The 12,080-nt window shown below is 41.0% G+C and carries 12 protein-coding genes; 7 read left to right on the top strand and 5 right to left on the bottom strand.

Annotated features, from left to right (window positions below):
• Positions 1 to 204: 204 nt before the first annotated feature.
• Both EKM65_RS09215 and EKM65_RS09210 read right to left on the bottom strand, forming a co-directional pair.
• Complete coding sequence (locus EKM65_RS09215; RefSeq protein ID WP_125607756.1) at positions 205 to 423, bottom strand: hypothetical protein; 219 nt, start codon at positions 421 to 423, stop codon at positions 205 to 207.
• Positions 424 to 593: 170 nt separating this feature from the next.
• Complete coding sequence (locus EKM65_RS09210; protein ID WP_125607753.1) at positions 594 to 1,058, bottom strand: hypothetical protein; 465 nt, start codon at positions 1,056 to 1,058, stop codon at positions 594 to 596.
• Positions 1,059 to 1,478: 420 nt separating this feature from the next.
• Here EKM65_RS09210 and EKM65_RS09205 point away from each other — a divergent pair, with 420 nt between their 5' ends.
• The 3 genes from EKM65_RS09205 (at position 1,479) to EKM65_RS09195 (ending at position 4,580) form a co-directional block, all read left to right on the top strand.
• Positions 1,479 to 3,329, top strand: coding sequence for a heavy metal translocating P-type ATPase (locus tag EKM65_RS09205; protein WP_125607751.1), 1,851 nt, complete (start codon positions 1,479 to 1,481; stop codon positions 3,327 to 3,329).
• Positions 3,330 to 3,529: 200 nt separating this feature from the next.
• Positions 3,530 to 3,715, top strand: coding sequence for a hypothetical protein (locus EKM65_RS09200; protein WP_125607749.1), 186 nt, complete (start codon positions 3,530 to 3,532; stop codon positions 3,713 to 3,715).
• Between the two features lie 364 nt (positions 3,716 to 4,079).
• Entirely contained in the window at positions 4,080 to 4,580 is a 501-nt protein-coding gene (locus EKM65_RS09195) for a methylated-DNA--[protein]-cysteine S-methyltransferase (protein ID WP_125607747.1), read from the top strand.
• Here the strand turns inward: EKM65_RS09195 and EKM65_RS09190 are convergent.
• The gene (locus EKM65_RS09190) at positions 4,563 to 4,940 is read right to left on the bottom strand and encodes a DUF488 domain-containing protein (RefSeq protein ID WP_125607745.1); all 378 of its coding nucleotides are present in this window, start codon (positions 4,938 to 4,940) and stop codon (positions 4,563 to 4,565) included. The two genes, EKM65_RS09195 and EKM65_RS09190, sit on opposite strands and share 18 nt — an antisense overlap.
• Before the next feature lie 37 nt (positions 4,941 to 4,977).
• On the opposite strand from EKM65_RS09190, the gene EKM65_RS09185 reads away from it, so the two are divergent.
• A complete protein-coding gene (locus EKM65_RS09185) occupies positions 4,978 to 5,634 on the top strand; it encodes a DNA-3-methyladenine glycosylase (RefSeq protein WP_125607743.1) in 657 nt (218 codons plus the stop codon).
• A gap of 3 nt (positions 5,635 to 5,637) precedes the next feature.
• On the opposite strand, the gene EKM65_RS09180 is transcribed toward EKM65_RS09185, so the two are convergent.
• On the bottom strand, positions 5,638 to 6,504 hold the full coding sequence (locus EKM65_RS09180) for a hypothetical protein (RefSeq protein WP_125607741.1): 867 nt from the start codon (positions 6,502 to 6,504) through the stop codon (positions 5,638 to 5,640).
• A 376-nt stretch (positions 6,505 to 6,880) separates the two neighbouring features.
• Here EKM65_RS09180 and EKM65_RS09175 point away from each other — a divergent pair, with 376 nt between their 5' ends.
• A complete protein-coding gene (locus EKM65_RS09175) occupies positions 6,881 to 8,314 on the top strand; it encodes a C69 family dipeptidase (protein ID WP_125607739.1) in 1,434 nt (477 codons plus the stop codon).
• Positions 8,315 to 8,874: 560 nt separating this feature from the next.
• Here EKM65_RS09175 and EKM65_RS09170 read toward each other — a convergent pair.
• The gene (locus EKM65_RS09170) at positions 8,875 to 9,075 is read right to left on the bottom strand and encodes a hypothetical protein (RefSeq protein ID WP_125607737.1); all 201 of its coding nucleotides are present in this window, start codon (positions 9,073 to 9,075) and stop codon (positions 8,875 to 8,877) included.
• 522 nt (positions 9,076 to 9,597) lie between these two features.
• Here EKM65_RS09170 and EKM65_RS09165 point away from each other — a divergent pair.
• Together EKM65_RS09165 and EKM65_RS09160 are read left to right on the top strand one after the other, a co-directional pair.
• Positions 9,598 to 10,566 carry an ABC transporter substrate-binding protein gene (locus EKM65_RS09165; protein WP_125607760.1) on the top strand — a complete coding sequence of 323 codons (969 nt, stop codon included), beginning with the start codon at positions 9,598 to 9,600 and terminating at the stop codon, positions 10,564 to 10,566.
• A 400-nt stretch (positions 10,567 to 10,966) separates the two neighbouring features.
• Positions 10,967 to 11,932 carry an ABC transporter substrate-binding protein gene (locus EKM65_RS09160; RefSeq protein ID WP_125607735.1) on the top strand — a complete coding sequence of 322 codons (966 nt, stop codon included), beginning with the start codon at positions 10,967 to 10,969 and terminating at the stop codon, positions 11,930 to 11,932.
• Positions 11,933 to 12,080 lie beyond the last annotated feature (148 nt).

Genomic DNA, 12,080 nt, shown 5'->3' with positions numbered 1-12,080 from the left:
TCTTCGTGCCTGCGGAAAATGCGCTGGTGGAACGCTGCGAGCTTGATTTGAGCCAAATAAATTTGTCTCAAATACAAGCTTTGTTGTAAGTGGTAAACCACTAACAACAATTCCGCGGCTGACCGCGATTTCCCTCCGGTACTGACTAAAGTGCGTTAGTACAACCAGACTTCAAGTTTATACTTCTAAAAATTGGACAGTGATTCAACCACTCGTCAATTCAGCGCTTGTGCAAAGGTTGCCCTCTCGCTTGTTCAGTGGTGGAAAATAAATACCGCTCAGTAGTGACATTAATGTTAGCAATTTATTGCTTACATTAAGGCTCGTATTTGAGACGATTTGCACTTTAATCGGCTCAAATCGACGCCCACTACGTTCCAGCGACAAGTATTTATTTCCACCACGGTACCCCGCACATTCCATAAGCAACCTTTACGCAAGCGTGAAGAACCGCAAAATAATAGTTTAAGTTACAACTATCATTTAATTACTGACGACGAAAAAATAATTTTGCAAATACCTTAACCATAAAAAATAACCTCAGCTGCGATTACAGCCCAGGTTATTTTTATACATAATCCACTATTACTTTGTTAAACCAATTTCTCAACATCAATTTCAACTGACTCTGGCAACAACTTTTTCAAAGTTTCGACAAGTATTTCTAGTTTTTGATTAAAGTTCATTTGAATTTGTTGACGTCCATTAAGAACAAAGACAGCGACAACACGGTTCTTACCATTAGGCAGTGTAACCGGCAGCATCTTAATACCTGTTATATTCGCATAGTCAACGACTCGAGAGAATAAACCATTAGTAACGAGGCGTTTCTCACCGATACCGCCAACACCGTCCATAATATTTAACGTGAAGAATGCGGCGAGCATGATGATAAAGGACCAATCGCTAACTGGAGCCGTCAACACCCACGTCCCAATTAGTACACTGAATATAATTGGCGTAAATTTATAACGCGCACGAATAATGATTTGCGATTGCCAATAAATACCAAATCCTAGGCTAACAAATAATCCTGCGATTAAAAGATACATTAGCATGTTTGACACCTCCATTACCTCCAAATTGTGGATATACTTCGTCAAATGACATTAATAAAGCTACTGATAACTTTATCTATACCGTAATTTTACTCTTATTCCGGGTAATTAACAGCTTCTGTGCTCATTTTAAAGAAATTACAACTTAAGTCCGACAAAATAATTCTTTTAAAAATATTTATAAAAGAATATTTTTAATTTTTATTTTAACAATCCCTACTAGTCTAATCATTGCAAGACTGTCGAAAAAGAAATAATCGGTTCTCTATCGTTAATTAGAATAATCCTAATTAACGTTTTTTATTTGGTGTGTTACAATAGATTTATTGATAAATTATTTTAGTTGAATGTTATTCAACCATTAAAACTCTGTTTAAATAATTCTAACAGAAATAGTCTACTAGGTATGGAGGAATTGTCGTGAATCATCAAAAGAAATTTCTTTCCGTCTTATTAATTGGTGCAATTGCTTTGATCGTTGAGTTTGTTTTTCATCAGCCATTGTTTGCCCAAATAATCGTCACTGTTGTTGGTGCAATCTTGGCATTATCCTTATTTATTGAAATGATCAAGACATTACGCTCTGGAAAATATGGCGTTGATCTATTGGCTATTATGTCAATCACTGCTACTTTAGCAGTCGGCGAATATTGGGCTAGCTTAATGATTCTAGTCATGTTAACTGGCGGTGATTCCCTAGAAGATTATGCTGCTAATAAAGCGGGTTCAGATCTGAAAAGTCTGCTCGATAACTCACCACAACTCGCTCATATTAAAGCCGGAGATCAATTAATTGATACTAAAATTGACCAAGTTAAAATTGATCAAATTGCCGTAATCAAACCTGGAGAAGCGGTACCAGTTGACGGCATCGTGATTGAGGGTACCGGTAATTTCGACGAATCAACCATGACCGGTGAAGCAACTTTAGTCCCTAAGAAACCTGGCAGTGAGTTATTATCCGGGACGGTCAACGGTGACACTGCTATTACAATGCGTGTTACCAAAACCGCCGCCGATTCTCAATACCAGACGATTGTCAAGTTAGTTCAACAGTCAAAAGATAAACCTGCGCATTTCGTACGCATGGCCGATCGATACGCCGTTCCTTTCACGATTATTTCCCTGGTTATCGCCGGAATTGCTTGGATTGTTTCTAAAGATCCTCATCGTTTCGCCGAAGTTTTAGTTGTCGCTTCACCATGTCCTTTAATTTTGGCAGCGCCAGTCGCTTTAGTTTCCGGTATGAGCCGTTCTAGTCGCAACAGTATCATCATCAAATCTGGCACTTCAATTGAAAAAATGGCCAGTGCTAAAACGGCTTATTTCGACAAAACTGGGACGATTACTGCCGGCCGTTTAAATGTTGTTGCCGTTGAACCTGTTGCGGGAATTTCTCAAGAACAACTAATCAATCTAGTGGGTAGTGTTGAGATTCAATCCGCACATATTTTTGCGCGAGCGATTGTTCGTTATGCCAATCAACAACCCACTTTTCAAAATAAAGTCGTCACCGATTTTTCTGAAACTACTGGTTCTGGTGTTGTTGGTCAGGTTGAAGGTCACCAGGTTATTGCTGGTAAGCGTGACTTTATTGCGGTTAATGCGCCCAAGATTGAGCTAACTGAAGGGCAATCAATTGTCTATGTAGCTGTTGATGGCCAATATGTTGGTCACTTAACATTTGCAGATCAGTTACGGCCGGAAGCACCACAAACGATTAAAGACCTTCATGCAAGTGGTGTGCAGAATATCGCCATGTTGACCGGCGACAAACAGGCACCTGCAGCAAGAATCGCCGCTCAAGTGGGCATTGAAACTGTCCACGCCGAATGTTTACCTCAAACTAAAATTGACCTAATTGTTAAAACGCCTGCTAAAGAACGGCCATTAATTATGGTGGGCGATGGCGTAAACGACGCGCCAGCCTTAGCCGCTGCTGACGTGGGTATCGCCATGGGTGCTTACGGTGCCAGTGCTGCTAGTGAATCTGCAGATGCCGTCATTTTGAAAGACGACATTTCTAAAGTTGCCACCGCCGTCAAAATTTCTCAAGATACAATGGCCGTGGCTAAGCACTCTGTTCTGATCGGTATCTTCATTTGTATTGGCTTAATGTTGATCGCCAGTACTGGTGTTATCCCCGCTTTATTTGGGGCAATGCTACAAGAAGTTGTTGACACCACATCAATTCTTTGGGCTTTACGTGCGCGTCAATCCCACGAAAAACTTCATAAAGCAGATTCGAATAAAAACGAAGCCGTTGCTTAATTGTTGCAAATAAAACTAGCGCTAGAGATTGATTCTAATCTCTAGCGCTAGTTTAGTCATCTGTATTTAATAAATACTTGTCGCTGGAACGTAGTGGGCGTTGCAAACCAGAACAGTAGAAACTAAAACTGTTATCTGGCTCTTCTTCACGCTTGTGCAAAGGTTGCTTATAGAATGTGTGGGTGTCGTGAGGAAAATAAATGCTTGTCGCTGGAACGTGGTGGACACTGCTTGAAGCCAATTTTTGCAAAATTGTCTCCAAGACAGGTCTTGTTGTAACAGCTAAAGCTGCAACAACAATTTCACCACTGAGCGGTATTTATTTTCCCTCGCTAATCGAACGAGCTGGCAACCGTTGCGCAAGCGCTGAATTGACGAGTGGTTGAATCACCTTCTAATTCTTAGGAGCACAAATTTACTGTTAAATCACACCATATCAGCTTGTTTGTCAGTGCCGGAGGAAAATCGCGGTCAGCCGCGTCATTCTTGTTAATGGTTTACCATTTACAAGAAAGTTTGTATTTGAGACAAATTGGTCTTTGATTTGGCTCAAATCAAACTCGCAGCGTTCCACCAGCGTATTTCCTGTAGGCACGAAGAAGCACAGCATAATAGTTTTAGCGTTTTACTGACACCAAGAGGAACTACTTAAGTTTCTCGACATTTTTTCTCACATCATCTACGTAAGAATTGACCACTGTGGTACACTTAAATGTACATCATTTTAATTATTAGGAGTGTTTTATCCACATGAACTTTGCATTTGATATTGTTAAAATCCACCAACATACTTTTTTAATCGTTGTCGCTGAAGATGGCTTACAATTCATCAGTTTAACTAACGATGGTTGGGACGAATATGACCAATTATTTCCCAATTACTTAGACAAATATACTTATACGCGGCGTCCAGCAGTAATTAAACCTTACAAAAAGGCCTTGCAGGAATTCTTTGCCGGCAACAATAATCTGAGTGCTTTATCCATCAGTCAGCATTTGGGTGGTACTGAATTGCAACAACAAACTTGGGCTGCTTTACGCAATCTTCCACAAGGCAAAACCACTACTTACTCAGAGCTTGCCGCTGAAATAGGCCAACCAAAGGCATTCCGCGCGGTTGCTTCAGCCGTTGCCAAAAATCCCATTGGCATTGTCATCCCTTGTCATCGCGTCTTACGTAAAGACGGCGGATTAGGTGATTTCCGTGGCGGTCTAAAGTTTAAGCGAGAATTATTACATCTCGATAAGTGACTGATCTTGTTCAGCAAGATAACTGATTAAGACTTGGGCTTGATTATCTTGCTGATCTTTTGCACCGTACAATAAAACGATATCTGATTTTTGATTTTGCTTTTGTAACAAGTCAATAAATTCGGCTGTCTGTGGATTAGCCACTAATTCAGCCAAGTAACGCTGTTTAAACTCGGCAAATTTAGCTGGATCATGTCCAAACCACTTGCGCAGTTCGTTTGTTGGTGCAATCTCCTTTGCCCACAAATTCAACTGGGCTTTTTCTTTAGAAATACCTCGTGGCCACAAACGGTCAATTAAGATTCGATAAGTGTTCTCCTTAACGGTGCTACCATAAATGCGTTCAATTGTAACTGACATCTTCATCATTCTTTCTATATTTTTAGGAGCCGAAACTATGGAATCTATAGCAAATTATCAGGTTTTGCCTAACTCATTCTTCACTAACCGACCAACGGAAACAATTGCCCAAGATTTATTAGGCAAGTTATTAATCTATAATAGTCCAGCTGGTCAAGTTGGCGGTTATATCGTTGAAGCTGAGGCCTATTTAGGCACCACTGATCCTGGCGCTCATGCTTATCAAGGCAAGCATGGCCGCGCCAACGACCCACTTTACGGTGAAGGTGGCATTATCTATATTTATGCCATCCGCGGTTTTTATGCTTTTGATGTTGTCACTCAGATAGTTGACCAACCTGAAGGTGTTTTAATCCGCGGAATCCAACCGCTACTTGGTGAGGACATCATGCGGCAAAATAGAACCCGGCCTGGTTTTGAATTAAGTAATGGCCCTGGTAAATTAATGCAGGCCTTAAACATTCATGATACAAAAATGAACTACCAACATTTTGCCGATAGTCCCATCAAAATTATCAAAGATTATTGCAAAACACCTCAACAAATTGTGCACAGCCCCAGAATCGGCGTCCGTACCGCCACGAGCTGGCAAGATCATTATCGTTACTTCGTTGCTGGCAACCCTTACGTTTCTAAAATGCGTAAACGCGAGATTGATTTTGACCATTACGGCTGGAAAAACGAGTTGTCTTAAATGCTAATATTTGCCCTTCTCCTTGCGTTTGCCAAATGATGGCAACACAATACATACTAAGACGCCAAACAGCCCTAACACTGTTACAATTGCGCCTACGCGAACAAATACCATTAGGATGCTCGAGATTAACGTTAGAATAATACTAGAATAACTGTGGGCATTCTCAGCAATGTTGACAATCAAATCACTGAAACGTAACAAAACACCTGGGAAAGCTACGAATAATCCGGCCCAGAAAATACCCCAGAACAAATAGCGCCAACCTTGTACATGACCGTGTGAACGATAAATAATCAGCGCCGCAATTATTAACGATAAGATTCCGCTCACAACAATCAACACATGCGAAACAGATTCTAGTATTTTAATCGCACTAACGGCTTGATTGCCATAAGGTTGGGCCTGATCAGCAATATAAGTTTGAAATTTAGCTTGAACCGTTTCAGAAATTGCAGTCGTAGAAACACCAGACGCTGCCGCTATTGAACTCGTTTTTGCCTGCACCTTTTGATCAATCTCGGTCAGAATCGGCGTCGCATTAATTGGGTTCTCTTTTTTTGCGTAAATATTAGCCATCGTCGTGTTGATTACTTGTTCAACTGTTGTTTTAGAAACTATATTTTTCAACGTGCTACTAGGAATTCCAGACTGCTGTGCTTGGGCATTGATGGTTTTATTGAATTGATCCGTGAATTCTTGGTAGCCTTTGCTATCTTCCATTTGATGTTGCACAAAAACATCATCCAAAATTGTATGCTGCACTAACCAAGTTCCCACCAAAAAAGTTAAGGTCAAAGCCAATAAGAAAGTCAAAAAGCGACTACGTTTAGGTACCTTATATGCATAAAGCTCAGTCCGTGTCTTCATTAGGTAAAACCTCTTATCTTGATTTACTTTAGTATAGCATAGTTAAAAGTCTAAATTGTAGAAATAACAGTTGCAGAACGGCGACTTAACGGACTTTTAAATATCTCATTTGACGCTGTCTCGTCCTAACTAAATGGCAGAAAGTTGGGGCGAATTTGTTGATTAACGACACGATTTCAGTTGACTAACTTTTCTGGTCGAATTGACCGGTGTTATCAAGGCGTTCAAGGACGGATTTTTGCCCGACAACAACACAAAATAAAGGCACTAAAATTCTTGTTTAGATTCCTGATTAGACCGCTGTAACCTTTTTACAATATGTTGCTTCTGTGCTATGTTAGTAGTGATCATTATAATACTTATTGGAGGTTACAAAATGTCTGAACAAAACATCGAACGTGCTTGTACAACCATTTTAGTTGGTAAGGACGCAAGTATTGACGGTTCAACAATGATTGCGCGCAACGATGACACATTCCACGCCGTTGCCCCCCATCGTTTCTATATGCACCCAGCTGTTAAAGGTGAAAAAGGTCGCATTCTTAAATCATATCTCAACGGATTCCAAATGGAATTACCAGAGAATAGTTACCGTTACCCAGCAGCACCAAATGTTGATTACAAGACTTTGGGTTACTATGACGAAAGCGGTATTAACGAAAAGAACGTCGCCATGAGTTGTACTGAAAGTACTTATGGTAACGAACGTGCTTTAGCATTTGATCCTTTGGTTAAAGACGGCTTGGATGAAGATTGCATGCAAACTGCTGTTTTACCATATATTGACTCTGCCAAAGATGGTGTTAAGTATTTAGGCTCATTAATTAAGAAATTCGGTTCACCAGCAGGTAACTCTGTCTTATTTGGTGACAAGAATGATGTTTGGTACATGGAAATTGTTACCGGTCACCATTGGGTTGCTCAACGTATTCCTGATGATGCTTATGTCATCGCAGCTAACCAAGTTGCCATTCAACAAGTTGACTTCAGTGATACTGACAATTTCATGTGGTCAGAGGGTATCCAAGAATTCGTTGAAGAACATCATTTGAACGTCGACCAATCTGGCTGGAATTTCCGTCACATTTTTGGTACTTCTAACGAAAAAGACCGTCACTACAACACACCTCGTGTTTGGTATGGCCAACATATCTTGAACCCAGAAATCCAACAAGATCCTGAAAGCAGTGAATTACCATTCATCTGCCGCACAAGCCACAAGATCTCACCAGATGATATCGAACAAATCCTAGGCTCACATTACAATGAAACACCATATGATCCAATGGGTAAAGGTTCAGATGCTGACAAGTATCGTTACCGTCCAATCGGTTTAAACCGGACACAAAACTCACACGTTCTACAAATTCGTAACAATGTTCCTGAAGAAATTTCGGCTGTTATGTGGATTACATTAGGTTACCCTACTTTCACGCCATACATTCCGTTCTATACGAATGCTAACGACACGGATCCTTCATTCAACAACACTTCAATGGAGTTCAACTTTGAAGATGCTCACTGGATGTATCGCGCACTCTCTGTCTTAGTTGAATCTAACTACTCACACTTCGTTCAAAATGACCTCGACTACTTAATTGAATGTCGTCGTGAATTACGCGCTCAAGTTGCAGCAATCGACGAAGCAGCTAAAAATTATAGTGGTGAAGAATTAACTAACTTCTTGACTGAAAAGAACCACGAAACCGTTGCTGCGATGCGCGATAAAACTAAGAAATTCATGGGTCAACTTTATACAAAGGGTGTTACTTTGTCTAAGTTAACATTCAACATGGATCGTAATCTATAATAAAAATTCGTATCAACATATTTCTATCATGAAATTAGCCCGTCTCAATTAATTTTGAGGCGGACTAATTTTTTTGATCTTATTCAGATAGCTTTTGTGCCTATAAAATGTGTTAGCGGAACTATCGATATTGATTTGAGTAAAATCAAACGCAATTCGTCTTAAATGTGAACTTTAATGTGAACTTTATTGAGAGCAGTCAAACCCTAGAACTGTTATATTGCTTTTCTTCGTGCCTGCGGGAAATACGCTGGTGGAACGCTGCGAGCATTGGTTTGAGCCGAATTAAAACCGATTCGTTTTGAATGTGAACTTTATTGAGAGCGACAAATCCTAGAACTATTATGTTGCAGTTCTTCGTGCCTACAGGAAATGCGCTGGTGGAACGCTGCGAGCTTGGTTTGAGCCAAATAAATTTGTCTCAAACCCAAGCTTTGTTGTAAGTGGTAAACCACTAACAACAATTCCGCGGCTGACCGCGATTTCCCTCCGGCACTGACAAACAAGCCGATATGGTGTGATTTAACAGTAAATTTGTGCTCCTGAGAATTAGAAGGTGATTAATCACTCGTCAATTCAGCGCTTGCGCAAAGGTTGCCCTCTTGCTTGTTTAGTGGCGGTAAATAAATACCGCTCAGTAGTGACATTAATGTTGGCAATTTATTGCTTACATTAAGGCTCGTATTTGAGACGATTTGTATTTCAATCGGCTCAAATCGACGCCCACTACGTTCCAGCGCCAAGTATTTATTTGCCGCCACGACAACGCGCCACGTTCCATATGCAACCCTTGCACAAGCGCGTAGAAGCACAAAATAATAGTTTTAGTTTCCACTTTTTTGAACAGTGCTACCCCAGTGCTGAGTATTTTTTATGCCGCTACAATCACATACTACAAGTTAATAATGTCCTGCGGTTTTACCGAAACAATCAATTTTTTAAAAAAATTATTGACAGCAAGCAATTAACCGGCTATTATCATGTTCATAGACAAGTTACTGCTATCAATTCAAGGAGTGTTCGTTATGACTAGAATCACTACAACACATCTAAATACAACATTTTTCTTTGGTTTCTTTGGATAGCGGTTCACAGATTGGATGTGGGCCGCGTCTGGTTCACATCCATGAGGCCAAAGCATTTAAGCATGCAATTAACTACGCCACATGGATTTAATAACATCCATGTGGCGTTTTATTTTTCCGGAAAAATAAAATGGCCAGTTACGTGGGTGCGCTAAATCCCATGTGACTGGCTATTTCATTTCTGGGAGGAAATTAACAATGAAAAAATTGACTAAGTTACTGAGCACCGTCGCTGCCATTGCTAGTCTTGGATTACTAGCTGCCTGTGACAATACGTCCACCAAGGCCGACAACGGTCAGAAGATCATTAAAATTGGGATTTTGCAGCAAATTAATCAACAAGCACTTGACGATGCTCGCAAAGGGTTCACTGCCGAACTGAAGGCAAACGGTTATCAGGATGGCAAAAATATCAAGATTGATTATTTGAACGCTCAGGGCGACCAATCCAATCTTAAAACAATGAGTGATCGGCTAAAGAATGATCATAACGACTTGAATCTCGCCATTGCAACATCTGCTGCCCAAGCTGTTCAAAAGGCGGATCCTAATACGCCATTGGTCTTTACTGCCATTACCGATCCCAAATCTGCTGGTCTGGTTACTAATCTGAACAAACCGGACATGAATGCAACCGGTGTGACTGACATGGTTGACGTCGCGGGACAAATTAAATTGATTAAGAAACTCGCACCAAAGGCTAAAACGGTTGGACTACTTTACAATGCTGCGGAAGCTAACTCCACGATGCAAATCAAGCTTGCTCGCGCTGCATTGAAGGTTCAAGGGTACAAAATTGAAGCCAAAACTGTTTCCTCAACGAACGATGTTCAGCAGACCACAGAAGCACTCGCCAAAAAAGTCGATGCGATCTACATTCCTGCTGACAATACGGTTGCGGCAGCAATGGCAACCGTCGGCAAAGTTACTGCCGAAACAAAAACACCTGTTGTTCCTGCCGCCAGCACGATGGTTCAAGATGGTGGCACCGCCACTAACGGAATTAGCTACTACCAGTTGGGCAAGCAAACGGCTAAAATGGCAATCAAGATTATTAAGGGCAAGAAACCAGCGCAGCTTGCGGTTGAATCACCGGCTAAAGTTCAGGTGGTGATCAACAAGTCTCAGATGCAAAAACAAGGGATTGCCGTTTCCAGCGTAAAATAATTTTTACCTTGAGAATCTGTGCTGCAATCACGTTAGTTTCTGTTTTCATCAAAAATAAATAAAAAAGATATTGACTTTAATATTCCCTGTGTTTATCCTTAGTCTTGTACTTAAAACTGCTACCAAGGAGTGCTAATTATGCTTGAACTTAAACGCACACACCTTAACAACGCTTATTATTACGGCTATTACGGATAGTGGTTTGCATCACGGATGCAAACCGACGAGGGTTTGTATCCATGATAGGCGTAGCAATTTATAATGCTTGCAAATGCCGCATGGATCGTCAATATCGACCATGTGGCGTTTTAATTTTCCGGAAAAGATTAGGCAGCCAACCACGTGGAAAGTATTGACAACACGTGATTGGCTGTTTTTGATATTCTGGGAGGAAATTAACATGAAGAAAATACACAAATTTTTAGGAATCGCTGTTACTATTGCTACCGTCGCGCTACTGACCGCTTGCGGTAAAAGCTCCAGTGACAGTGCAGATAATAAAACCATTAAGATTGGGATTTTACAACTCGTTGACCAAAGTGCCTTGACAGACGCACGCAAGGGATTTGAACAGGAATTGGCCAAGGCAGGTTACAAAGATGGCAAAAACATTAAGATTGATTTTGTTAATGCACAAGGTGACCAATCAAACTTGAATACGATGAGTCAGCAATTGAAGAAAGACGAGAATGATTTCAACCTCGCGATTGCAACACCAGCTGCCCAAGCACTCCAAAAGGCTGACCCCAATACACCAATGCTGTTCACGGCAATCACTGATCCCAAGTCAGCCGGATTGGTGACCAACTTGAACAAGCCAGACAAGAACGCTACTGGTGTCACCGATAAAGTTGATACCGCTGCCCAAATTGACTTGCTCCACAAAATGTTTCCCAAGGCCAAAACAGTCGGCTTGCTTTACAACGCCGCTGAAGAAAACTCAGTGGTGCAAATTAAGTTAGCCAAAAAGGAACTCAAGAAGTTAGGCTTGAAGGTTACTGCCAAAACTGTTGCAACGACCAATGATGTTCAGCAATCTGCTGAAGCTCTCACTAAACAATCTGATGCCATCTACATTCCCACCGATAATGTCTGCGCCGCAGCAATGACCACCATCGGCAAAGTGACAGAACAGGCCAAAACACCGGTTGTGACTGCTGACGCTACGATGATCAAGAAGGCCGGCGTGGCCACCAAAGGAATTAGCTACAAACAACTAGGCCAACAAACAGCAAAACTAGCGATCAAGCTGATCAAAGGCAAAAAAGTCAGCCAACTACCTGTTGAAAATCCGGCCAAAACACAAATCGTCACAGACACTAAACGAATGAAGTTATTTAATGTTTCACCAAGCCTACTCAAGTAATAGTTACCCTACAACAACTAACTTGCAACAACTAACAAGACCCGTGAGAATCCGAAGTATCAGATCATCAACACTAGAATGATCCGTTGAAGCCAAACAGCTTCAACAAAAAGCAAGCGAGACTGTTTGGACACAACGCACTTGATTT

Origin of the sequence: Lapidilactobacillus bayanensis, from assembly GCF_003946695.1 — a bacterium.
In the GTDB taxonomy this organism is placed as follows: domain Bacteria; phylum Bacillota; class Bacilli; order Lactobacillales; family Lactobacillaceae; genus Lapidilactobacillus; species Lapidilactobacillus bayanensis.
The sequence above is the reverse complement of the archived record's forward strand: the minus strand, read 5'-3'. Positions and strand labels throughout refer to the sequence as shown.

What these genes read in the sequence shown, in the direction of transcription:
- EKM65_RS09210 (WP_125607753.1), bottom strand. Translation starts at nt 1,058, where the DNA reads ATGCTAATGTATCTTTTAATCGCAGGATTATTTGTTAGCCTAGGATTT.
- EKM65_RS09200 (WP_125607749.1), top strand. Translation starts at nt 3,530, where the DNA reads ATGCTTGTCGCTGGAACGTGGTGGACACTGCTTGAAGCCAATTTTTGC.
- EKM65_RS09185 (WP_125607743.1), top strand. Translation starts at nt 4,978, where the DNA reads ATGGAATCTATAGCAAATTATCAGGTTTTGCCTAACTCATTCTTCACT.
- EKM65_RS09180 (WP_125607741.1), bottom strand. Translation starts at nt 6,504, where the DNA reads ATGAAGACACGGACTGAGCTTTATGCATATAAGGTACCTAAACGTAGT.
- EKM65_RS09160 (WP_125607735.1), top strand. Translation starts at nt 10,967, where the DNA reads ATGAAGAAAATACACAAATTTTTAGGAATCGCTGTTACTATTGCTACC.
- EKM65_RS09165 (WP_125607760.1), top strand. Translation starts at nt 9,598, where the DNA reads ATGAAAAAATTGACTAAGTTACTGAGCACCGTCGCTGCCATTGCTAGT.
- EKM65_RS09190 (WP_125607745.1), bottom strand. Translation starts at nt 4,940, where the DNA reads ATGTCAGTTACAATTGAACGCATTTATGGTAGCACCGTTAAGGAGAAC.
- EKM65_RS09195 (WP_125607747.1), top strand. Translation starts at nt 4,080, where the DNA reads ATGAACTTTGCATTTGATATTGTTAAAATCCACCAACATACTTTTTTA.
- EKM65_RS09215 (WP_125607756.1), bottom strand. Translation starts at nt 423, where the DNA reads ATGGAATGTGCGGGGTACCGTGGTGGAAATAAATACTTGTCGCTGGAA.
- EKM65_RS09175 (WP_125607739.1), top strand. Translation starts at nt 6,881, where the DNA reads ATGTCTGAACAAAACATCGAACGTGCTTGTACAACCATTTTAGTTGGT.